This is a genomic window from Methylobacterium brachiatum (genome assembly GCF_900113845.1).
Lineage (GTDB): Bacteria > Pseudomonadota > Alphaproteobacteria > Rhizobiales > Beijerinckiaceae > Methylobacterium > Methylobacterium brachiatum.
This window is the reverse complement of the sequence record NZ_FOQW01000013.1, coordinates 116,004-138,322: the sequence shown is the minus strand read 5'-3', so window position 1 is coordinate 138,322 and position 22,319 is coordinate 116,004. Positions and strand designations below refer to the sequence as shown.

21 protein-coding genes are annotated in these 22,319 nt (G+C 71.8%); 9 read left to right on the top strand and 12 right to left on the bottom strand.

Features of this window, described 5'->3' with window-relative positions:
• Positions 1 to 286: 286 nt before the first annotated feature.
• The gene (dut, locus tag BMZ47_RS18270; protein ID WP_091863701.1) at positions 287 to 757 is read right to left on the bottom strand and encodes a dUTP diphosphatase; all 471 of its coding nucleotides are present in this window, start codon (positions 755 to 757) and stop codon (positions 287 to 289) included.
• Entirely contained in the window at positions 754 to 1,635 is an 882-nt protein-coding gene (locus BMZ47_RS18265; protein WP_091863700.1) for an HpcH/HpaI aldolase/citrate lyase family protein, read from the bottom strand. The genes dut and BMZ47_RS18265 overlap by 4 nt, the downstream gene beginning before the upstream one ends.
• Positions 1,636 to 1,738: 103 nt before the next feature.
• Here BMZ47_RS18265 and BMZ47_RS29005 point away from each other — a divergent pair, with 103 nt between their 5' ends.
• From BMZ47_RS29005 to BMZ47_RS18250, 3 genes are all read left to right on the top strand, one after another.
• Positions 1,739 to 2,479 carry a DUF429 domain-containing protein gene (locus tag BMZ47_RS29005; protein WP_091863699.1) on the top strand — a complete coding sequence of 247 codons (741 nt, stop codon included), beginning with the start codon at positions 1,739 to 1,741 and terminating at the stop codon, positions 2,477 to 2,479.
• Positions 2,480 to 2,569: 90 nt separating this feature from the next.
• Complete coding sequence (locus tag BMZ47_RS29000) at positions 2,570 to 3,085, top strand: NUDIX hydrolase (RefSeq protein ID WP_091863698.1); 516 nt, start codon at positions 2,570 to 2,572, stop codon at positions 3,083 to 3,085.
• 45 nt (positions 3,086 to 3,130) lie between these two features.
• The gene (locus tag BMZ47_RS18250; RefSeq protein WP_091863697.1) at positions 3,131 to 3,793 is read left to right on the top strand and encodes a carbonic anhydrase; all 663 of its coding nucleotides are present in this window, start codon (positions 3,131 to 3,133) and stop codon (positions 3,791 to 3,793) included.
• Positions 3,794 to 4,035: 242 nt separating this feature from the next.
• On the opposite strand, the gene BMZ47_RS18245 is transcribed toward BMZ47_RS18250, so the two are convergent.
• On the bottom strand, positions 4,036 to 4,740 hold the full coding sequence (locus tag BMZ47_RS18245) for a DUF4142 domain-containing protein (RefSeq protein WP_091863696.1): 705 nt from the start codon (positions 4,738 to 4,740) through the stop codon (positions 4,036 to 4,038).
• 211 nt (positions 4,741 to 4,951) lie between these two features.
• Between BMZ47_RS18245 and BMZ47_RS18240 the strand changes: the two genes are divergently transcribed.
• The 5 genes from BMZ47_RS18240 to nudC all read left to right on the top strand — a co-directional run bounded on the left by BMZ47_RS18240 (position 4,952) and on the right by nudC (position 9,070).
• Positions 4,952 to 6,100 carry an acyltransferase family protein gene (locus BMZ47_RS18240; RefSeq protein ID WP_091863695.1) on the top strand — a complete coding sequence of 383 codons (1,149 nt, stop codon included), beginning with the start codon at positions 4,952 to 4,954 and terminating at the stop codon, positions 6,098 to 6,100.
• 27 nt (positions 6,101 to 6,127) lie between these two features.
• The gene (locus tag BMZ47_RS18235) at positions 6,128 to 6,991 is read left to right on the top strand and encodes a universal stress protein (protein WP_007562464.1); all 864 of its coding nucleotides are present in this window, start codon (positions 6,128 to 6,130) and stop codon (positions 6,989 to 6,991) included.
• 61 nt (positions 6,992 to 7,052) lie between these two features.
• The gene (locus BMZ47_RS18230) at positions 7,053 to 7,658 is read left to right on the top strand and encodes a hypothetical protein (RefSeq protein ID WP_091863694.1); all 606 of its coding nucleotides are present in this window, start codon (positions 7,053 to 7,055) and stop codon (positions 7,656 to 7,658) included.
• Between the two features lie 86 nt (positions 7,659 to 7,744).
• Positions 7,745 to 8,164 (top strand): HIT domain-containing protein, encoded by a 420-nt coding sequence (locus tag BMZ47_RS18225; protein WP_007562462.1) that lies wholly within the window; start codon positions 7,745 to 7,747, stop codon positions 8,162 to 8,164.
• A 6-nt stretch (positions 8,165 to 8,170) separates the two neighbouring features.
• Positions 8,171 to 9,070: an NAD(+) diphosphatase gene (nudC, locus tag BMZ47_RS18220; RefSeq protein WP_091863693.1), complete on the top strand. Its 900-nt coding sequence runs from the start codon at positions 8,171 to 8,173 to the stop codon at positions 9,068 to 9,070.
• 15 nt (positions 9,071 to 9,085) lie between these two features.
• Here nudC and BMZ47_RS18215 read toward each other — a convergent pair whose 3' ends face one another.
• The 9 genes from BMZ47_RS18215 to BMZ47_RS18175 all read right to left on the bottom strand — a co-directional run bounded on the left by BMZ47_RS18215 (position 9,086) and on the right by BMZ47_RS18175 (position 21,518).
• Positions 9,086 to 9,580, bottom strand: coding sequence for a cupin domain-containing protein (locus tag BMZ47_RS18215; RefSeq protein WP_091863692.1), 495 nt, complete (start codon positions 9,578 to 9,580; stop codon positions 9,086 to 9,088).
• A gap of 267 nt (positions 9,581 to 9,847) precedes the next feature.
• Positions 9,848 to 11,326, bottom strand: a complete 1,479-nt coding sequence (gene cysG, locus BMZ47_RS18210; RefSeq protein WP_370881392.1) for a siroheme synthase CysG — start codon at positions 11,324 to 11,326, stop codon at positions 9,848 to 9,850.
• Between the two features lie 208 nt (positions 11,327 to 11,534).
• The gene (locus BMZ47_RS18205; protein WP_091863691.1) at positions 11,535 to 14,231 is read right to left on the bottom strand and encodes a nitrate reductase; all 2,697 of its coding nucleotides are present in this window, start codon (positions 14,229 to 14,231) and stop codon (positions 11,535 to 11,537) included.
• A 179-nt stretch (positions 14,232 to 14,410) separates the two neighbouring features.
• The gene (locus BMZ47_RS18200; RefSeq protein ID WP_091863690.1) at positions 14,411 to 16,015 is read right to left on the bottom strand and encodes a sulfite reductase subunit alpha; all 1,605 of its coding nucleotides are present in this window, start codon (positions 16,013 to 16,015) and stop codon (positions 14,411 to 14,413) included.
• Positions 16,012 to 17,823, bottom strand: a complete 1,812-nt coding sequence (locus tag BMZ47_RS18195) for a NirA family protein (protein ID WP_091863689.1) — start codon at positions 17,821 to 17,823, stop codon at positions 16,012 to 16,014. Before BMZ47_RS18195 ends, BMZ47_RS18200 begins: the two co-directional genes overlap by 4 nt.
• 10 nt (positions 17,824 to 17,833) lie before the next feature.
• Entirely contained in the window at positions 17,834 to 19,105 is a 1,272-nt protein-coding gene (locus BMZ47_RS18190; protein ID WP_091863688.1) for an NAD(P)/FAD-dependent oxidoreductase, read from the bottom strand.
• 506 nt (positions 19,106 to 19,611) lie between these two features.
• Positions 19,612 to 19,854, bottom strand: a complete 243-nt coding sequence (locus BMZ47_RS18185) for a hypothetical protein (protein WP_139221018.1) — start codon at positions 19,852 to 19,854, stop codon at positions 19,612 to 19,614.
• A 66-nt stretch (positions 19,855 to 19,920) separates the two neighbouring features.
• On the bottom strand, positions 19,921 to 20,934 hold the full coding sequence (locus BMZ47_RS18180; RefSeq protein ID WP_091863687.1) for a CmpA/NrtA family ABC transporter substrate-binding protein: 1,014 nt from the start codon (positions 20,932 to 20,934) through the stop codon (positions 19,921 to 19,923).
• The gene (locus tag BMZ47_RS18175; RefSeq protein WP_007562443.1) at positions 20,931 to 21,518 is read right to left on the bottom strand and encodes an ANTAR domain-containing response regulator; all 588 of its coding nucleotides are present in this window, start codon (positions 21,516 to 21,518) and stop codon (positions 20,931 to 20,933) included. Before BMZ47_RS18175 ends, BMZ47_RS18180 begins: the two co-directional genes overlap by 4 nt.
• Before the next feature lie 236 nt (positions 21,519 to 21,754).
• Here BMZ47_RS18175 and BMZ47_RS18170 point away from each other — a divergent pair, with 236 nt between their 5' ends.
• Entirely contained in the window at positions 21,755 to 22,306 is a 552-nt protein-coding gene (locus BMZ47_RS18170; protein ID WP_091863686.1) for a hypothetical protein, read from the top strand.
• Positions 22,307 to 22,319 lie beyond the last annotated feature (13 nt).

Below are 22,319 nucleotides of genomic sequence, written 5' to 3'. Positions count from 1 at the left end.
CATCGCCGCTAGCAGCGCCGAAATGTTGGAGCAAGAAATAAAACCTAGTTTTTATAAATTATAAGCTAGAGAGATGATATATTATAGATTTGCGTGTTCGAGGATGGAATGTAGTGCAGATTTGATTTGATTTATCGAAACAGAATATCTCATATATTCGTTGGATAAACTTCAATCCTCGCCCGCAACCTCAAGGCGTCGGGAGGGGAGCGGCGGAGACGCGGGATGGGGCGGCGATCCGGATATGCTGGTGGCCTCGCGCGGTCCCGGACTCGACGCGCGTCGCCTAACGGCCGCTGGACCCGAACCCGCCCGCGCCTCGGCCCGAGCCCGAAGCGGACTCGTCCTCCAGCATTGTCAGGACCGGCCGGGTCACCCGGGTGAAGACCATCTGCGCGATCCGGTCGCCGGGCTCGATCCGGACCGGATTGGCGTCGTCGCGGTTCCAGGCCGAGACCATCAGGGGGCCCTCGTAATCGGCGTCAATCACCCCGGTGCCGTTGCCGAGCACCAGCCCGTCGCGGTGGCCGCGGCCGGAGCGGGGGAAGATCAGGCCGCACCAGTCGGGGTTGCCGATCAAGACGCAGAAGCCCGCCGGGATCAGGACCGGGGCGTTCCGCGGCGGCAGGACCAGCGGGGCGTCGAGGCAGGCATGGAGGTCGAGGCCGGCGGCGGCCGCCGAGCCCCAGCGTGGAAACCCCCAGCCCGGCAGCCGGGGGTCGAGGAGGCGCAGCCCGACTTCCGGCAGCGCGCTCACGCGCCGAGCCGCGCGATCGCCTCGGCCAACGCCAAGGTGCGCCGGGCGGCCTCGACATGCAGGCGCTCGACCATGCGCCCGTCCAGCGCGATCACCCCATGCGCCTGATTCTCAGGGGCGTCGAAGGCCGCCACCACCCGGCGTGCTTCGGCGATGTCCGCCGGGTCCGGCCCGAAGGCGGCGTTGGCCGGGCCGATCTGGCTCGGATGGATCAGCATCTTGCCGTCGAAGCCGAGATCGCGGCCTTCGGCGCATTCCGCCGCGAAGCCGGCGGCATCCCGCAGGTCCGTGAAGACGCCGTCGATCGCCTCGATCTCGTAGGCCCGTGCCGCGGCCAGGACGGTCATCAGCCAGGGACGCAGGGCGGCCCGCCCCGGGGGGCGGATCCGGCTCGCCTTCACCAGGTCGTTGGGGCCGATCACCAGGGTGGCGAGCCGTCCGTCCACGTCCCGGGCGGCGCCGGCGATCTCGGCGGCGTTGACCACCGCCATCGGGGTCTCGATCATCGCCCAGATCCGCGTCGCCAGCGGCGCCCCGAGCCGGCGCAGCCGCGAGCCCACCGCGATCAGCGTGTCGGAGCTGCGCACCTTCGGCACCAGGATCGCGGCGGCCCCCGCCCCCGCGAGCGCCGCGAGATCGGCCTCGCCGTCCTCCGTCTCGGGCGGATTGATCCGCACCACCACCTCGCGCGGGCCGAAGCCGGCTCCCGAGACGGCGGCGGCCACCATCGCCCGGGCCTCGGCCTTCTTCCCCGGCGCGACGCCGTCTTCCAGGTCGATCAGGATCACGTCGGCGGGGAGCGTGCGCGCCTTCTCCAGGGCGCGGGCATTCGAGCCGGGCATCGCCAGCACGCTGCGGCGGGGACGGATCTCGCTCATCACGCTTCTCCCGGGCCGGCGGGACGCCCTTCGGGTCGCCGATAGCTTTCCGCCGCGTCCCGGGCAAGAACGCATCGCGGGGCGAGATTGATACGGGGACGGGATGGCGCGCTGGGTCGCGGGGCTCGATGGCTGCCGGGGCGCCTGGGCGGGGGCCTTGCTGGATCTCGACGATCCCGGCCGGCACCGCTGCGCGCTGTTTCCCGACGTGGCGGCGCTGCTCGATGCGCCGGAGCAGCCCCTGATCGTCGGCATCGACGTGCCGATCGGCCTGCCGGACCGGATCCTCGGCGGCGGCCGGGCCGCCGACCGGGCCGCCCGCGCCCGCCTCGGACCCGCGCGGTCCTCGGTCTTCCCGATGCCGCCCAGGGCGGCGGTCTACGCGCCGGACTACGACGCCGCCAAGGCCGCCTCGCGGGCGGCGAGCGAGCCGCCCTTCGCGCCCTCGATCCAGGGCTACAACATCTTCCGATATGTCCGGGCCGTGGACGAGCTGCTGCGGGCGCAGCCGGACGCGCTGGCGCGGGTGTACGAGGTCCACCCGGAGGTGGCCTTCCACGCCCTCAACGGTCTGCGCCCCCTCGGGCTGCCGAAGAAGGGCGTCCGGGCCCGGGAAGGCCTGGCCCTGCGCCGGAGCCTGCTCGCGGCGGCGGGCCTGCCGGCGGCCCTGCTCGACGCCCGGGCGAAGGGCGTGCCCGCCGACGATCATCTCGACGCGCTGGCCGCCCTGGTGGTGGCCCGGGACATCCTCGATGGGTGCGCGGTGCCCCTGCCGGACCCGCCGGAGCGGGATGCCCACGGGCTGCCGGTGGTGATCTGGGCGCCGGCCGTGCGGGTGGCGTGATCGGTCGCCTCAAGCTCTTGTGACCGATCACATCTTGCTGATCGACCGCGACCCGTGTCCGTTCGGGCCGGTGCGCTCTAGCTCAGTCCCATGAGCGAACCGAATCCCCCCCCGATCCGCCACATCGCCCGGGCGATCGTCCTCGACCCGCAGGACCGCATCCTGCTGATCGCCTACGCGTCGGTCCACGCCAAGGGGCCGGATGGCGAGCCGCTGCGGTTCTGGTTCATGCCCGGCGGCGGGCTGGAGCCCGGCGAGGATCACGTCACCGCCTGCCGGCGCGAGCTGGGCGAGGAGATCGGCCGCGACGATGTCGAGATCGGCCCCCAGGTCGCGGTTTGCGACGGCCCGTTCCACCTGTTCCGCCAGTCACGCGACGCGCGCGAGCGCTACTTCCTGGTCCGCCTGCCCGACGACCGGATCGATACCAGCCGGCTCGCCGAGACCGAGGACAACCCGGTGATCGGGACGCGCTGGTGGCCCCTCGCCGAGCTCCGGGCCAGCGGCGAGCGCGTCGAGCCGGCCGGTCTCGCCGACCTGGCGGCCGATCTTGCCGCAGGGACTATTCCGACCCGGCCGCACGTTCTGACTTGGCACGATCACTGACCCGGATCTCGCACCTGCGAGATCACCCAAACTCGAGGAGACTGCATGTTCCCTGAATTCCTGACCGAGGGCTACCGCGCGTTCCTGGCGGACCGGTTCCCGACCGAGCGCCGGCGCTTCGCGCAGCTCGCCCAGAGCCAGGAGCCTCAGATCCTGGTGATCAGCTGCTGCGACAGCCGCGTCGCCCCCGAGGCGATCTTCGATGCGGGCCCGGGCGAGCTGTTCGTGATCCGCAACGTCGCCAACATCGTGCCGACCTACGAGCCGGACGGCGCCTATCACGGCACCTCGGCGGCCATCGAGTTCGCGGTCCAGGCGCTGGAAGTGAAGCACATCGTCGTGCTCGGCCACGCCACCTGCGGCGGCATCAAGGCCTTCGCCAACAAGGCCGCGCCGCTCTCGAGCAGCAACTTCATCGGCAAGTGGGTCTCGCTCGTGGCTCCCGCCGAAGCCAAGGCCGGGGATTCGAGCGCGCCCGACTACCTGACCCGGATGGAGCACGCCATGGTCAGCCAGAGCATGGAGAACCTGCTGACCTTCCCGTTCATCAAGGAGCGGGTCGAGGACGGCCGGCTCAACATCCACGGGGCGCATTTCGGCGTCGCCAACGGCGTGCTGCTGGTGCGCGATGCCGAGACCGGCGATTTCCACCCCGCCGTGGACCAGGCCGGCCGCAAGGTCCTGCCGACCGCGGTGGCCTGCGACTGAGGGACGGCCGCAAGGCGAAGCGCCGGGCTCGATCGCGATCCGGTCGAGCCCGGCTCATAGACCGCTTTGACGAGACGGGGCTCCGCGGGACGACCTATCCGCGCGCCGGATATCCGAACCTCCGCCTCATCCTTCGAGACCCTCTGGCGCGGCGGCGTCGCGACCAGACACGAAAAAGGCGGCGGGCTCGCACCCGCCGCCTTTTCCTATGCCGCCCGGCCGAGGCCGGGCGATACGCGAACTTACATGGCGCCCGGCAGACGCTGGGCGTGGTCGTAATGCATCTGCAGGGCCGGCAGGGCCTGCTGGGCGTAGTTGCGCAGGGCCGGGTTCGGGCCGCCCTGGGCATAGGCCTGGGTCATCGCGATCGACATCTGATGCGCCTGGATCTGCTGGCTGGCATAGAGGCGATCGAAGCGCGGGCCGGCCGGGGTCGCCGACAGCTCGGCGAGCATCGCCTGCTGCTGCGCGTTCGGCGGGACGAGCGTGGAGGCGCCGGTGGCGGTGGCATCGCCGCGGCCGAGGCGGCTCCCCGCCTGCGCGCCGTTGGCGGCGCCGGATCCGATGCCCTCGAGGCCGCCGACCGGGCCGCCCGCCAGGGTGCCGCCGACCACGCCGGTCGCCGCGCCGACGCCGGCGCCGACAGCGCTCCCGGCCACCGACAGCGGCGCCGTCACGAGGCCGCCGAGGCCCGGGTCACGGCCCGCCATGGAATTGGTCTCGCCGCCGGCCAGCGCCACGTTGGCGGCGCGGTGATCGCGGATCGCCTCCTGGGCGTAGGACCGCACCTTCGGGTTGCGCGACTTCGACAGGGCGATCTGCGAGGACTGGATCTCGAAGGAATTCGCCTGCATCGACTGAAGGCGGAAATCGTTCGCGTCTTGCGCGAAGGCCGGGGTCGACACAGCCAGGACGAGCGCGGACGCGGCAGCGTATTTCTTCAGCATTGTGACCTCAGTACGTGATGGGAACGCGAGCCGGCACGCTGGGCCGGATGGTGGAGCCTAGACCTCTCCCGAGGGCCAAGACCTCGCAGCCGAGACCATGCGGCGACATGCTCGCGAATTGGTTCGTCAACGGGGCTATGGACTTATGGTTCCTGCTGATTTTTTGCTTAGCCAGCGGGATTGAGGGGATTCTATTGATGCCGGCAGCGCCGTGATCCTGTTCGAAGTTCAGATCCTGCGCGCCGCGGCCGCCCTGATGGTGGTCTGGCACCATGCGCGCCACGAGGCCGGGCTGATGGCCGCCCGCGGCGCGGGGCCGGCCCTCGATCCCGGTACGGCGCTGCCGTGGTGGGGCGGGGTCGACCTGTTCTTCGTGATCTCGGGCTTCGTTATCGTGCACGCGAGCAAGAATCTGTTCGGCGCGCCGGGCGGACGCGCCCGCTTCCTGGCCCACCGGGCCGCCCGGGTGGTGCCGCTCTACTGGCTGGTGAGCCTGGTGTTCCTGGCCGTCGCCATGGTTCGACCCGATCTTCTCGGGGATGCGGCGGCGCTGCTGAGGGCGCCCGGCACCATCCTGGCCGGGTTCCTGTTCTGGCCGGCGGCCCGGCCGGACGGCACCATCCAGCCCCTCTACGGGCTCGGCTGGACCCTCAATTACGAGGCGTTCTTCTACGGGCTCTTCGCGATCGGGCTCGGCTTCGGCCGGCGCGGCGCCGTGGCCTGGCTCGCCCTCGCCCTGGTGACCTTGGTGACCGTCGGCCTGCTGGTACCCGGGCTGCCGGTGCCGATCCGGTTCTGGGCGGACCCGATCGTGCTGGAGTTTCTGCTGGGGGCCGGGCTCGCCCTCGCCTACCGGGAGGGATTTCGGCCGAGCGGGACGCTCCGTCTCGGCCTCGCCTTCGCCGGGCTCGTGGGGCTGGCCCTGGCCGCCCGCCTGCTCGTCGGCGAGGGCGCGGGCGACGGCGTCCTGCGCCCGCTGCTCGTCGGTGTGCCGGCCTGTCTGCTGGTGGCCGCGGCCCTGGGCCCGGAGCGCGCTCCGGCGCAGGTCGCGGCGGTGCCGGCACCGGTGCGCGGTCTCGTGGTCCTCGGCGACGCCTCCTACGCCCTCTACCTCGTGCATCCCTTCGCCCTGCGGCTCGGGCGCGAAGCGCTCGTGCGGCTCGGCCTCGCCCCGGCCCTGCACCCGTGGGGCGGCCTCGCCGTGATGGTCGCCGCCAGCGTCGTGGCCGCTCTGCTGGTGCACCGCTTCGTCGAGCGGCCGCTGACCCGATGGGCGAGAGCGGTCCTCGATCCGCGGGACGCGCAAAACCGTGTGCGCGCGGCCCCGACCCCGGTTCCCCCCGGGCGCCGGGCGGATTAGCCTCACGCACCGGAGGAGGAAGCCGCGATGAAGACCCTGCTCGTTCCCGTCGCGATGCACGACGGCCTGACCTCCGTGTTCGAGACGACGCGGCTCGCCGCGACCCGCTTCGGCAGCCTGATCGAGGGTGTGTCCCTGCGACCGGCCCTCGCCGAGTACGTGCCGGTCGACATGGTCGGCGGCATGACCTGGCTGCGCGACGAGGAGGCCGACCGGGCCGAGGCCGAGGAGGCGGGCGGCCGCTTCGTCGCCTTCATGGACGGGGCCGGCATCCCGCGGCACGCCCGCGACGGGCTGTGCATCCCCGAGAAGGTCGCGGATGCCGGGCCGCGCTACCGTTGGCGGCAGGACGTGCCCACCGGCGACGCGTTCCTCGGCCAATATGCCCGGCTGTTCTCGGCCACCGTGGTCGGCCGGCCCGGGACGACCGACAACGCCCCGCGCATGACCACCTTCGAGACCGCCCTGTTCGAGGGCGGCCGCCCGATCCTGCTGGCGCCGCCGACCGCCCCCACCACGCTCGGCGACGCGATCCTGATCGCCTGGAACGGCTCCACCGAGACCGCCCGGGCGGTGGCCTTCGCGATGCCGTTCCTGCGCCGGGCCGAGCGGGTGCTGGTGCTCAGCGTCGAGGGCGGCATGGTGCCGGGGCCGAGCGCCCAGGACCTCGCCCAGGCCCTGGCCTGCGAGGGCGTGGCGGCCTCGCACCGGGCCCTCCCGGCCGGCCGGCGGGCGCCGGGCGAGACCTTCCTGGCCGAGGCCAAGGCGTTCGGCTGCGACCTGCTGATCAAGGGCGCCTACACCCAGAGCCGCCTGCGGCAGATGATTTTCGGCGGCGTCACCAGCCACGTCCTGGCCCATGCCGACATGCCGGTTCTGCTCGCGCACTGAGCGCGACGGGAACCGTCGCCCACCCCTGGCGTTCGGCCCCCGCAGCCGGACCAGGATCCCCGTGACGACATCCGTAAGCCGCCTCCTCCTCGCCGCCCTGCTGACGGTCGTTGCCGCGACCGCGGTCCGGGCGCAGCCGACCACCGCCCGGTTCCGCGGCATCGTGGAATGGGCGGAGGCCGACCGCATCCAGATCCGCCGCCCCGGCGGCAGCACCCTGACCCTGCGGATGAACCCGCGGACCCGCGTCTTCGCGGTGACCGAGGCGGCCCTGCGCAACATCAAGCCCGAGAGCTACGTCAGCGTGCTGGCCGCGTCCGGGCCCGAGCCGCGCCGCGCCAAGGCGGTGACCCTGTACTCCCCCTCCGAGCGCGGCTTCGAGGCCGGCACCCAGCCCTGGGATACCGATCCGGGCGCGACGTTGACGGCGGGCTGGGTTGCCGACCTGAAGGGCGGCCGCCCGCTCCGGCTGACGCTGGGCTATGGCGGCGGCCAGTCGAGCTTCGAGATCCCGGCCGGGACCCCGGTCACCGCGATCGCGCCGGGCGAGAAGGCCCTGCTCGAGCCGGGGGCCGCCGTCACGCTGTTCGCCCAATCCGGGCCGGACGGCGCCCTCTCGGTCGGCACGATCGCGGCGGGCCGTCAGGGCGCCGTGCCCTCGTTCTGACGGAACGGAAGACCACCCACCTTGCGTCATCGATCCGCGGCCGAGGGAGGCGCGCCGCGGCGCAAGCTGCGCTACATCGTCTGTCCATGACCGAGTCCGCCTTCGCCCTCGATCCGCGCCTGGCCGCCGACACCGTCGAGGTGGGCGACCTCGCCCTCTGCCGCGTGCTGCTGATGGACGATGCCCGGTTTCCCTGGCTGATCCTGGTGCCGCGCCGGCCGGACGTCTCCGAGATCACCGACTTGTCCGAGGCCGAGGCCGCGGATCTGTGGCGCGAGACCCGCATCGCCACCGGGGTGATGCAGGCCCTGTCGAAGCCCGACAAGGTCAATGTGGGCGCGCTCGGCAACGTCGTGGCGCAGCTCCACGTCCACGTAATCGGCCGCTTCCGCTCCGACCCGGCCTGGCCGGGGCCGGTCTGGGGCTTCGAGACCCGCAAACCCTACCCGTTCCATGCCCGCGCCCAGCTGATCGAGCGCGCCGGCGCCCTGTTCTCCGCGGCCTGAACCCGAATGACAGATCCCCGCGACACCCTCGGCTTCGTCCGCAATCGCCTCGACCGGCACTCGGCCGAGCAGCCCGAGGAGGCCGTGCCCGCCTTCGACGCGCCGGATGCCCGCCTCGTCCTGATCTGCGGCGACCGGATCGTGCTGCGCGGGCCGACCGCGCTGATCACCCCCGCCGACGCATCCGCGCTTTCCGGGACGCGGATCTTCCTGGGGCACCGGGACGGCCGGCCGGTCTTCGCAGCCTCCGCGCCGGCCGAAGCCGCGGAGGGGTTTGCTGCCGGCGAGACCCGCACTCTCGACCTGCGCAGCATCGCGACCGAATCCGCCGTGGAGGCCGAGGAGCTGGGCCTGCTGGCGGTGGCCAAGTCGATGCTCGACTGGCACACCCGGCACGGCTTCTGTGCCAATTGCGGCACCGCCACCGTCGCGAAGGCCGGCGGCTTCCGGCGGGAATGCCCGGCCTGCAAGGCCCACCATTTCCCCCGGGTCGATCCCGTGGTTATCATGCTGGTGCGCCGGGGCGAGACCTGCCTGCTCGGCCGCGGCCCGCATTTCCGACCCAACATGTATTCCTGCCTCGCCGGCTTCCTGGAGCCCGGCGAGACCATCGAGGACGCGGTCCGCCGGGAGGTCTTCGAGGAGACCCGGATCCGGGTCGGCGCGGTCACCTACCGGACCTCGCAGCCCTGGCCGTTCCCCTCCTCGCTGATGCTGGGCTGCGCGGCCGAGGCGCTGGACGGCGCCATCGTGACCGACCCGAGCGAGCTGGAGGATGCCCGCTGGTTCGACCGCGCTTCCGTCGCCGCCATGCTGGACGGGACCCATCCCGAGGGGATCCAGGCCCCGCCGCCCATGGCGATCGCCAATTATCTGATGCGCGCCTTCGTGGCCGGCGAGACCTGATCGCGCCGCAAGGGCTCAGCCCTTTCCGCCGCTCGGCCGGCTCGGGTCGTCGGCCGGGTTGATGTAGTTCAACCCGAACGGGCCTGAGCCGTTGACCTGCAACTCGACCGGCTCGTCGGTGGTCCAGAGGGAATGGGGCATGTCCTCCGGCAGGTAGACGAAGCCGCCGGCCTTCAACGCCGCGCCCTGCGCCTTGTCCAGGGTCCGCCCATGCGCGTGGTGGATCGAGCCCGACAGGATCGTCAGCGTCTCCGGCTTGGAATGCGTGTGCGGGGCGATCACCGTGTTGGCCGGGAATTTCAGCCGCAGCACGAACGGCCCGGGCTTGGCCGGATCCCCGGCGACCTGGCTGATCTGCGTGCCCTTCGGCAGGTTCGCCGGCCCCGGCCCGTAGACCACCGACGCCGCATCGGGCTTGACCACCATCCCGGGCGCGTCGTGCTCCGCGGCCTGGGCAGGCCCGGCCATGAGGAGCATGGCCGCGACACCGAGCCAAGAACCTGTCGTCATGGAGCGCCTCCCGGATCCCGCGGGCGTCTTTCGCCCCGCAGGCCTTTTCTGGGGCCGGCCTGGCGGTTTCCCAGGCACGGGCGCTGGCGCAGATCGTCGCGGCCTTTCCCGTCATTGCGAGCGCAGCGAAGCAATCGAGTGCTGCGCGCGATCTCCGGAGGTGGTGCTTCCCTGGGTTGCTTCGCTGCGCTCGCAATGACGGACCGGAACGTCTGAGGAGATCCGGACCAGCTTCAGGCAGGCGGGAGCGTGAGATCGAAGAAGCGCTCAGATCGCCAACCGCGCCGGTCCCGCCTCGGCCGGCACCGCGGCCCGCATCTCCGAGAACGCCTCGCCGACCATCAGGAGCGCCGGGCCGTCGAGGCCGGCGGTTTCGACCCGGTCGGCGAGGTCGGCGGCGGTGCCGCGCAGCGAGGCCTGGTTCGGGCGGCTGACGTTGAACACCAGCAGGGCCGGAGTCGTCGGTGCCAGGCCCTCGTCCACCGCCCGGGCGAGCAGCGCACGCAGGGTGCGCTTGGGCATGTAGACCACCGTGGTCACGCTCGGATCGGCGAGCGCGCCCCAGTTCAAATCGTCCGGCAGGGCGCCGCGGCGGTCGTGACCGGTGACGAATTGCAGGCGGCGGGCGGCGTCGCGATGGGTCAGCGACAGGCCCAGCGCCGCCGCAGCCCCCTGCGCGGCCGAGATGCCCGGCACCACGGTCACGGGGATGCCGGCGGCCCGGCAGGCCTCGATCTCCTCGCCGGCCCGGCCGAAGACCAGCGGGTCGCCGGATTTCAGCCGCACCACCTGCTTGCCGGTGCGGGCGAGCTGCACCATCAGGGCGTTGATGTCGTCCTGCCGGCAGGAGGGGCCGTGCCCGGTCTTGCCGACCAGCATGGTCCGGGCCTCGCGCCGGGCATAGTCCAGGATCTCGGGGGCGACGAGGTCGTCGTACAGGATCACGTCGGCGTTGCGCAGCGCCCGCAGGGCCTTGAGGGTCAGGAGCTCCGCGTCGCCGGGGCCCGCCCCGACCAGCGTCACCGCGCCGCCCTTCGGGGCCGCCTCGGTGTCGCCGAGCAGCTCGGCCAGATCCTGCTGCGTCGGCGCCCGGTCGGGCTCCGCAAAGGCGCGGTCGGTGAAGCGCTCCCAGAAGCTGCGGCGCTCGGCAAAGCCGTGGAACCGCGCGGTGACGCCGTCGCGCCAGTCGCGGGCGGCCCCGACCCAGCGGGCGAACCCGCGGGGCAGCATCGCCTCGATCCGCGCGCGCACGGTCTGGCCGAAGACCGGGGCCGCGCCCTCTGTGGAGATGCCGACCACCAGCGGCGAGCGGTTGACGATGGCGCCGAACTTCACGTCGCAGAGATGCGGCCGGTCGACCGCGTTGACGATGGCGCCGGCGCCCCGGGCTGCGACCACGAAGGCGACGCAGTCGGCCTCGTCCTCTAGGGCACCGATGCAGAAGGCCGCGCCCCAGAGGTCGTCCGGCGTCCAGGCGCGCGCGTGCAGCGCGACGCTGCCGTCGACGATCTCGCCCGGCACCGCGCGCAGCTCGTCGCTGGGCTCGGGCGCGTAGACGTCGACATGGGCGCCGGCCGCAGCCAGGACCTTCACCTTCCAGGGCGCCCCGCCCGAGGAGCCGGCGAGCACGACCCGCTTGCCGCGCAGGGGCACGAACACGGGCAGCACCGCCAGGGGCTCGAGGCCGGCGGATTGGGTCTCGCGGGGGGCGCGGGCTGCGCGCAGGGGGACGGGGGAATCGGTCACGAGTCTGTCCTGATCGTCCTGAGCCGGATGGTCCCGTCCGCCCCCTCATCCTGAGGTGCCGGAGCGCAGCGGAGGCCTCGAAGGAGGCCTCCAGAGATCGCGCGGCCGTCTGGAGGTCTCCTTCGAGGCCCGCTGACGCGGTCACCTCAGGATGAGGGGATCTAGCAGGAGCAGCCAGCCACTCTTCTCTCGCCAGCATATCAGAAAATCACGCGGCGCGGGCGGTCTGGCCGGGGAGCATCTTGCGGATCTCCGGGATGCAGGAGCCGCAATTCGTGCCCGCCTTGCAGGCGGCGCCCACCGCCTCGACCGAGCCGGCCCCCGCCGCGATCGTGGCCGCGATCACGTCGGCGCCGACGCCGTGGCAGGCGCAGACCACCGGACCCGCCGGCGCCGTGGCGGCGCGGCCCGAGAGCAGGGCCCGGCGCTCGGCCGCCTCGGGCTCCGCGACGGCGAACAGGGCTTTGGCCGCCTCCCAATCGGGGCGGGCCTCCGCGGGGGCGTAGGCGAGGCAGGCAACGAGCCGCGCACCGTCATAGACGGCGCAACGGTAGCGGTCGCGGGCGTGGTCGGCATATTCGGCAAGCTCGAAGCCGGCCAGCGCCTCGCTCTGGATCAGCCCGCGGACCATCAGCGCGACGGCGCTGGAACTCGCCGCCGTGGCGAATTGCAGGCCCCAGCCGCCGGCGATCGCCGCCCGCGCCCACCACCAGCCCTCCGGCAGCGCCACCTGCCGGCGCGACAACAGGTAGCCGCGGGCGCGATACGCGACGGGCTCCAGCGCAGCCGGGGTCGCCTTCAGCTCGGGCTGGCCCGAGACCGGATCCGGCACGCCGCGCACCAGGGCGCCGACCCGGGCCTTCGACGCGTAGGCGCTGCCCCAATGCATCGGCATGAACAGGCTGCCCGGCACTACGCTGTCGGTGACCATCACCTCCAGCTCGGCCTCGCCGTGCTCGGTGCGCAGACGCGCGATGCCGCCCTCCGTCAGGCCGAGCCTGGCCGCATCATCCGGGTGGACCTCGACGAACGGGACGGCGCGGTGGGCCGAGAGGCGCTGGCTCTTCCCGGTGCGGGTCATCGTGTGCCAGTGGTCGCGCACTCGGCCGGTGTTGAGCACGAAGGGGAAATCCTCCGAGACCGCCTGCGCCAGGCCCGGCGGCTGCACAGCCACGAAGCGCGCGCGCCGGTCGAAGGTGTAGAACCGCCCGTCACCGAACAGCCTTGCCTTGCCCTGCGGCGCGCCCCGGGGGCCGGAGCGCTTCGGGATCGGCCATTGCACCGGCAGGTTGATGTCGTAGGCGGCGTCGCTGATGTCGGTGAGCGCACCCAGATCGAAGTCGCGGGTGCCGTTGTTCTCGTAGGCCGAGAGGCCGGCATGCTCGCGGAACACCGCGGCGGCCGAGGGGAACGCGAAGGCCTTCTCGTGGCCGAGCCGGCGGCCGATCTCGGACAGCACCGCCCAGTCGGCGCGCGCCTCGCCGGGGGCGGCCAAGAACCGGCGCTGCCGGGAGATCCGCCGCTCGGAATTGGTGACCGTGCCGTCCTTCTCGCCCCAGGCCAGGGCCGGGAGCAGCACCGTGGTCTTGCCGAGGCCCCGCACCGTGTCGGAATCCGCCATCACCTCGGAGACGACGTAGAGGTCGAGCCCCTCGAGGGCCTCGCGGATTAAATCGGCGCGGGGCATCGAGACCAGCGGGTTGGTGCCCATCACCCACAGGGCCTTGATCTTGCCCCGGCTGACCGCCTCGAACAGCGCCACCGCCTTCATGCCCTCGCCGGTGATGATCCGGGGGGCGCCCCAGAACCGGCGCACCCGGTCCACCTCTTCGGGGGCGAAATGCATGTGCGCGGCCAGCATGTTGGCCAGGCCTCCGACCTCGCGCCCACCCATCGCGTTGGGCTGGCCGGTGAGCGAGAACGGCCCCATCCCGGTCTCGCCGATGCGGCCGGTGATGAGGTGGCAGTTGATGATGCTGTTGCCCTTGTCGGTGCCCTGAGCCGACTGGTTCACCCCCATCGAGAAGGCGGTGACCACCCGGCGGGTGCCGGCGAACAGGTCGTAGAAGGCGGCGATGTCGGAATCCGGCACGCCGGTGGCCGCCGCGACCGCGGCGAGGTTCGGCGCAATGAGGCGGGCGCGGTCGAGGGCCGCGTCGAGCCCGGCGGTGTGGGAGTCCACGAAGGCCCGGTCGCGGAAGCCATTATCGGCGAGGTGCACCAGCAGCCCGGAGAAGAGCGCAACGTCGCTGCCGGGCCGGATCCCGAGGAACAGGTCGGCCTCCTGGCCGGTCTGGGTCCGGCGCGGGTCGATCACCACGAACTTGGTGCCGCGCCGCGCCTTGGCGTCGGCCATCCGGCGGAACAGGATCGGGTGGCACCAGGCGGTGTTCGACCCGACCATGACGATCAGGTCGGCCTCGTCCAGATCCTCGTAGCAGCCCGGCACCGTGTCGGAGCCGAAGGCGCGCCGGTGCGCCGCCACCGCGCTCGACATGCACAGCCGCGAATTGGTGTCGACATGCGGCGTGCCGATGAAGCCCTTCGCCAGCTTGTTGGCGACGTAATAATCCTCGGTGAGGAGCTGCCCCGAGAGGTAGAAGGCGATCGCGTCCGGCCCGTGGGTCTCGGCCACCGCGCGGAGTTTGTCCGAAACCGTGCCGAGCGCGGCGTCCCAGGAGACCCGGGCCCCGTCGACATGCGGGTGGAGCAGGCGGTTCTCCAGGGACACGGTCTCGCCGAGGGCCGATCCCTTCGAGCAGAGCCGGCCGAAATTGGCCGGATGCTCGGTGTCGCCCGCGATGGCCACGCCGCCACTCCCGTCCGGGGTCGCGAGCACGCCGCACCCGACCCCGCAATAGGGGCAGGTCGTCCGCACCGTCGGGTCTGCCACGGACAGGGTCATGGCTCGGTCCTCGAAAGTTTTGTGTTCGACATCCGCCGCAAGAGGTGGGCCGCGCTTCCTGTCACCTGACAGCGCGTGGATCGTCCCCGTTGCCGGATGGGCGCGGGCCCCCTCTCCCGTGCGGGAGAGGGGGCGCGTCGCGTTCCGCATGGGCCGCGGCCCGCACGGAGAAGGCGCGGCTAGTACACGTCGGCCTGGTAGCGGCCGGTCTTCTTGAGGGCGGCGAGATAGGCGACTGCGTCCTCGGGGCTCTTGCCGCCGAACTGGGCCGCCACGTCGATGATCGCCCGCTCGACGTCCTTGGCCATGCGCTTGGCATCGCCGCAGACGTAGAAATGCGCGCCGCCTTCGAGCCACTTCCACAGATCGGCGCCGTTCTCGCGCATCCGGTCCTGGACGTAGGTCTTCTCGCTGCCATCCCGGGACCAGGCGAGCGACAGGCGCGTGAGGATCTTGTCGTCCTTCAGCTTGGTCAGCTCGTCCTTGTAGAAGAAGTCGGTGGCCTGGCGCTGGTGGCCGTAGAACAGCCAGTTGCGCCCGGGCGCCCGGGTGGCGGCGCGCTCGCGCAGGAACGACCGGAACGGCGCGATGCCGGTGCCGGGGCCGCACATGATCACGTCCTTGGAGAGATCCGCCGGCAGGCCGAAGCCGTGGGCCTTCTGCAGGTAGATCTTGACCTTGGTCTGCTCGGGCAGGCGCTCGCCGAGATGGGTCGAGGCCACGCCCAGCCGCAGCCGGGACCGGTGGTTATAGCGCACCGCGTCCACGGTCAGGGACACGATCCCGGCATCCATCTTCGGCGAGGACGAGATCGAGTAGAGCCGCGGCTGCAACTCGTCGAGCGCCTCCAGGAAGACCTCCGCGTCGGGCCGGGCGCCGGGGAACTTGTGCAGGGCGCCGAGCACGTCGAGATAGGCGGCGTCGCCGTCCGGATCCTCGCCGGAGGCCAGGGCCTGCGCCTTCTTGCGGGCCGCGCCCGAGGTGAGCAGCGACAGCAGCTGGTAGAGGTTGTCGGGCGCCGCGCCGAGCGCGTAATCCTTGAGCAGGTGGTCGCGCAAAGTCTTGTCGCCGATCACCCGCTCGGGCCGGGCGCCGAGCTCGGCGATCACGGCGTCGACCAGCGCCGGGGCGTTGGCCGGGAACAGGCCGAGCGAGTCGCCCGCCTCGTAGGTGATCGGCGTGCCGTCCAGCCCGATCTCGATATGCCAGGTCTCCTTCTCGCCGCCCAGGTCGTTGAGGCGCCGGCGGGACAGGAACAGCGCCTCGACCGGGTTCTCCCGGCAGAAGCCCAGGGGACCGAGATCGGCCGCCGGCTTCGGGGCGTCGCCCTCGGCCTTGGGGGCGGCGGGCGCGCCGGACGAGGCGCCGAACTCCTCCTCCAGCTTCTTGAGCATGCGCAGGGTCTCCTTGCCGCCGGGCTGGCAAAGATTCAGGCGCTCCTCGTTCTTCAGGAAGATCGCGTTGGCGTAGTCGGCGCAGTTGTAGCCGCACTGGCCGCAATCCTGCTGGGCCATGGCGGCCATCAGCTTCTGCGGCTCCGGCCGGTCCTTGGCCAGGGCCATCCGGTCGCCGATCGGCACCGACGGGTCGTGCCAGGGCGCGTCGTCGTTGTCGGCAAGCTTGGGGCCGCCGGGGGGCGCCTCGCCCGGTGCGAGCGCGGTCGCTCCCGTCACCGTGGGGCCGAGCAGGGCCGCGAAGTAGCCCGAGAGCCACGAGCGCTGGTCGGCGTCGAAGGGCGCGGTCTCGGGGATCAGGACGAGGGGGGGCGCGACGTGCTCGCTCATGCTGCGGCCTTCAGGGCTGGCTGTTCCTCGGCGGCGTCCCGCAGGGCTTCGGCGCCGGTGCGGGCGGTGAAGGCCTGGAAGCTCTCGTCCGGGCCCTGCCGGCGGGCCAGGTAGGTGCGCAGCAGCGCCTCGACGCGGAAGGGCGCGTCCTCGGCTCTGACGGCCTTCCAGATCTCGGTGCCGATCTTCGGGTTCTCGGCGAAGCCGCCGCCGACCACGATGTCGTAGCCCTCGACGGTGTCGCCCTCCTCCGAGACGACCACCTTGGCGCCGATCAGCCCGATATCGCCGATGTAGTGCTGGGCGCAGGAATGGTGGCAGCCGGTGAGGTGGACGTTCACCGGCACGTCGAGCTCGGTGACGGCACGCTCGACATGGTCGGCGATGATCAGGGCGTGGCCCTTGGTGTCGGAGGCGGCGAACTTGCAGCCCCGGGCGCCGGTGCAGGCCACGAGGCCGGAGCGGATGCCGGCGGCCTTGATGGTAAGCCCGAGCGCGTCCACACGGCTTTCGACCTCAGCGACCTTGGCGTCCGGAACACCGGAAAAGATAAAGTTCTGCCAGACGGTGAGGCGGATCTGGCCATCGCCGCACTCCCGGGCGATCTCGGCCAGCGCCCGGACCTGGTCGCTGGTCATCTTGCCCACCGGCAGGACGACACCGATCCAGTTGAGGCCGGCCTGCTTCTGGGCGTGCACACCGACATGGGCGAACCGGTCGGTGGGCCGGCGCGGCGCGACATGGGCGGGGTCGACCCGGTCGAGCTTGCGGCCGAGCTTGTCCTCGACGGCGGTGAGGTACTTGTCGAAGCCCCAGGCGTCGAGGACGTACTTCATCCGGCTCTTGTTGCGGTTGGTCCGGTCGCCGTTCTCGATGAACACCCGGATGATCGCGTCCGCCACCGCGTTGCAATCCTCGGGCTTGAGGACGATGCCGGTGTCGCGGGCGAGGTCCCGGTGGCCGGAGATGCCGCCGAGCACGAGGCGCATGTAGATTCCGGGCGCCACCGCGGCGCCGTCCAGCACCTCGATCGCCTGGAAGCCGATATCGTTGGTCTCCTCCAGGGTTGGCATCACGCCGCCGCCGTCGAAGGCGACGTTGAACTTGCGCGGCAGGCCGTAGAGCGAGCGGTCGTTGATGATCCAGTTGTTCCAGGATTTCGCCAGCGGGCGGGTATCCAGCAATTCCTGCGCGTCGATGCCGGCGGTGGACGAGCCGGTGACGTTGCGGATGTTGTCGGCCCCCGCGCCGCGGGCGGTGAGGCCGATATCGACGAGCCCGTCGAGGAACGGCTGGGCGTGCTCGGGCCCGATCTCGCGCACCTGGAGGTTGGCGCGGGTCGTCACGTGAACGTAGCCGCCGCCGTGCCGGTCGGCGAGGTCGGCGACGCCGGCGAACTGCCAATGGTGCAGGATACCGTTGGGGATCCGCAGGCGGGCCATGTAGCTCACCTGGTTCGGGGCGACCCAGAACAGGCCGTGATAGCGCCAGCGGAAATTGTCCTCGGGCTTGGGCTGCTTGCCGGCGGTCGCGTCCGCGATCAGCCGGTTGTGGCTGTCGAACGGGTGCTCGGCGCGCTTCCACTTCTCCTGCTCGCAGAGCTTGCCGCCGTCCTTGACGGTCCGGTCCTGCGCCTTGATGTGGATCGCGTCCGGCCCGGTCGGCTCCGCCGGTGCGGCCGGGCTCTGCCCGATCGCCAGGCCGCCGGTCAGGCGCGCCGCCGCGATGCCTGAGGCGAAGCCTTCGAGGTAGCGCTTCTGCTCGGCATTGAAGCCGTCCAGGGCGGTCGGTGTGGTGGTCTCGGCCATCTGCGCCTCCCTAAGCCGCCAGCGGCTCGGGCGCCGGGCGCCCGAACATCAGATCTTCGACGCTCTCGACCGGATCGCCGGAGCGGATCAGGCCCTTGCACGCGCCCTGCTCGGCGATGTCGCCGACGAACACGGCCCCGATCAGCCGGCCGTCCCGCACCAGGAGCTTGCGGTAGAGGCCGGCCCCGGGATCGGACAGGACGACGGCCTCGGCATCCTCGGGGCTGTCCACGAGGCCGGCGGAAAAAACCGGCAGGCCGGAGACCTTGAGGCTGGTGGCGAGCGAGGTGCCGGCATAGGCGGCGCTCCCGCCGGCCAGATGCCGGGCCAGGGTGTCGGCCTGCTCGTAGGCCGGCTCGACCAACCCGTAGATCTGTCCGCGATGCTCGGCGCATTCGCCGAGCGCGAAGATGCGCGGGTCCGAGGTGGTCATCCGGTCGTCGACCTGGATGCCGCGGCCGATCTCCAGCCCCGCCCCCTGCGCCAGGGCCACGGAGGGGCGCACGCCCACCGACAGGACCACGAGATCGGCTGGCAGCACGGTCCCGTCTGCGAGGATCAGGCGCTCGACCTTGCCGTCGCCCTCGACGCGAGACGTGTCGGCCTTGAGCATCACCCGGACGCCGCGGGCCTCCATGGCGCGCTTCACCAGGGCGGCGGCATGGTGATCGAGCTGGCGCTCCATCAGCCGGTCCATGACGTGGAGCAGGGTCGTGTCGACCCCCAGCCGCGCGAGGCCGACCGCCGCCTCGAGCCCGAGCAGCCCGCCGCCGATCACGATCGCCCGGGCGTGCTGCACGGCCGCCCGGCGGATCGCCGCAACGTCGGCGAGGTCGCGGAAGGTGATGACCCCGGGAAGATCCATGCCGGGCTTCGGCAGGCGGATCGGCAGGGAGCCGACGGCGAGGACCAGCTTGTCGAAGGGCAGGACGTGGGTCTCGCCGACCAGGACGAGGCCGTTCTCGCGGTCGATCTGGGTGACCGGAGCGCCGGTGATCAGGCGGATGCCGTGGGCCGCGTACCAATCGAGGCCGCGAAATTCGCAGGCCGCCTCGTCGACCTCGCCGCCGAGCAGCGAGGAGAGCAGGACCCGGTTATAGGCGGCCTTGGGCTCTGCGCCGACGCAGGTGACGTCGAAGCGGCCGGGCGACCCTTCGGTTAGCCGCTCCAGAAACCGGAGCGAGGCCATGCCGTTGCCGACCACGACGAGCCGCTCGCGCGGCAGACCGGTTTGGGCGCGCGCATCCTGTGCGCTGGTGTCGTCGAACGGGGATGTCGCCATCTCTGGATCGCGTCTGGGACCTCGAGTGCAGGATCGTCGGCGGACCGCCCACGAAAAAGCCGCTGCCGGTCATCCCCCGAAGCAGGCTTGAAGCCTCAGGAGAACCGGATCAGCGGCCTCGCTGACGGCGCTGCCCGTCGTCGTTGACGGACGCGATCAACAAAGCATTTCCCGTGCCAATTGCGGCACACGGCGCTAGAATGTTAAGATCATTGATCAATCGGCGCCGCTGCTGAGGCTCGCTAGCGCCGGAGGCACTCTGGACGCGCTGCACAAAAAGCAGGCGGCGGGTCGCTTAAACGGTCAACGCGGGCAGGCGGTGGATCGCTGCTCAGAACTGAGCGCCGAGCGCGGCCGGATCGCGTGACGGTCTCATCGCGATCGCAGCGTGCCTGTGAGGCGCCTCAGGCGGCAATTGCGCGGAGCGCCATGCTGCTTCGCGGCGGACGGGATCACAGCGGGGCTTCGGCCGACGCGACGGCGTCAGGTCCGACGCTCGGGCGCGATCAGATCAACGTCGAGAGCATCGCCAGCAGGCCGAGGGTCGGCATCGCGCCGGCCACGAGGACCCAGTACCACGACGGGATGCCGCCGGGACGACGGTTATCGTTGCTGGCGCGCGGCGCCTTGGCGCCGCGGCGAACATAACGTCGAAGCTCGATCCGGCTGCGCGGATGCGATGTCGACGATTCGGTATCGAGTTTACGGCATCCGGGCATGGCAGCGATGTAACGGCCGAGACCCAGCAACGTTCCCAGCCCGCTGAAGTCTATACAGACCGCAAATGACGAAAGGGTCGGTTTGTCCTCCGCGGCTCAAACGGCCATGGCGGCACGGTACAGGTCGGGCCTGAAGACGGCCGCCGCCTCCACCTCCGGGCGGCCGTCCTGCGGGATTTGTCGCGATGCGCGCATCTGCGCCACGAGCCAGCGGACGGCCTCGACGCGCGGCTCCTGGACCCGCGCGCCGACGTCGAGAGGTCCCGGCATCGGCCGCGTCGCGCCCGCCGCGTCCAGGACCGCGACGCTCCGGAACGCCCGGTCGATCAGGTCGACATCCAGGTTGAGATAGGTCCGGTGCGCGAGGCGGTGGACGAGGTCGGCGCGGTTATCCGGGTTCGCGCACCAGTGCCCCGCGCGCGCCACCGCTCGGACCAGCGGCAGCGTCGCGCCGTCGAGTCGGGCCGACACGGCCAGGACCTTCTCGGGGGCGTCGGGCGCGAGGTCGCAGCCGAGCGCCGCAATCCGCCCGTGGCCTGCCGCCACGGCGACGGCGTTCCAAGGCGCGCCGGCGCAGTAGCCGTCGACCAAGCCGCGGGCCAGGGCCTCGACACTGTGCTGGGGCGGAACCACAACGGTCCGGAAGGCTGCGGGATCGAGACCGCCGGCCTCCGCGAACTGCCGCAGCTGGTAGCTGTGGCAGGAGAAGGGATGCACGGTCCCGAGCGTCAGCGGCCGGCCCGCGTCCCGGCGCTCGGCCGCGACCCGGGCGAAGGCTCGGGCCACGTCGGCCAGGTCCTCGCTCGCCGGTGCCATGGCCGCCCAGAGGTCGCGCGAGACCGTGATGGCGTTGCCGTTGGCGCTGAGCTGCAGCGGCACGATGAGGTCGGAGGGCGGCCCGGACAGAGCCAGCCGGCTCGCCAAAGCGAGCGGCGCCAGCATATGTGCGCCGTCGAGATGCCCGAGGGCGAGGCGGTCCCGCAGGGTTGCCCAGGACGGTTCGGCGGACAGGTCGAGCTCCAGCCCCTCGGACCGGGCGAAGCCGAATTCGTGGGCCGCGATCAGCGGCGCGGCATCGCAGAGCGGGACGTAGCCGAGCTGGAGCCTCATCCGAGCAGATCCGCCGTGGTGACGATGGCCCGGGCGATGTCGGCGATCTTGCGCTTCTCGTTCATGGCCTTGCGCCGGAGCTGCTTGTAGGCCTCATCCTCGGTGAGCCCCTTCAGGTTCATGAGGATGCCCTTTGCCCGCTCGATCAGCTTGCGGTCGGCCAGCTCGCCGCGCGCCTCCGACAATTCCCGCTGCAGACGTGCGAAGGCGTTGAAGCGCAGGATCGCGATGTCGAGGATCGACTTGATCCGCTCGGCCCGCAGCCCGTCGACCACGTAGGCCGAGATCCCGGCATCGACCGCGGCCTGCATCATCGTCGTGTCCGACCGGTCGACGAACATCGCCACCGGCCGCTCGACCTGCCGGGAGACCCCCGACATCTGTTCCAGGATATCGCGGCTCGGGCTTTCCAGGTGGATCACCACCACGTCCGGCTTGAGGGCGGTGATCCGTTCCAGCAGGTCGGCCGTGTCGGGGATCACCACGATCCGGCCGATGCCGGCCGCGCGCAGGCCTTCCTCCAGGATCGCCGCGCGGGCGCGGCTCGGGTCGATCACGGCAACGGTGAGGTTGGATTCGGTCATCGTGGCCCGGTCGGGCGGGTCTTCTCGCGGGGCGGCCCGGCTCGGGCCTCGTCGGCCAAGCAAGGTGCATGCCCTGCAACCGGCCCCACCGTTACCGCCGCGCAAACAAACGGTCTAGCTTCCGCCGCAATGCTGGGGGCATCCTGGCGCTCACGGAACGACGGTGGGGATCGGTGACACGGATGCGCAGGCCAGACCCGCTTGCCCTGACGGACGCTGTCGCCGGACGCGTGTCGATGCCGTTCCTGCCGACGCTGGTGGTCGTGGCGATCCTGGGTGTCGCCTCGATCTACTGCCCCTCGTCGCAGACGACGAACCCGGAGGCCCGCGCTGCCCTGAGCGCGCCCGCCGCCCCCTCGGCCACCGCCTTCGCCAAGGCCGCGCCCATCTCGGTGCCGGTCCGCCGTCCGGCTTCCCTCGCCTTCGCCGAGGCCTATCCGCTGGCCGCGCCGTCGGCCGCGCACCCCGTCCCGTCGGCGGCCCGGCCGGCGCTCGCCGGGCGGCCGAATCCGCATGTCGCGGTCGCGGGCCGGCACCCCTGCCCCGGTCGCCGCTGCCCCGAGACGCCGCTGCGCGTGACCGATCCCCTCGCCGCCGGCCGTGCCGAGGCCGCCGAGTCGGACGAGGCCGGGCTGCTTCCGCCCTCCGCCCTGCCCTTCGCGGCGTCGGTGGTCGGACAGCTGGTGCCCGCCGCCCGCGCGGTGGGCGATGCCGCCAGCCTGATGCGGGACGGCGCGGCGGCCATGCAGGGCTCCGTCGCCCTGGCGGTGGCCGAGTGCCTGCGCTGAGGCGCGACCGGCA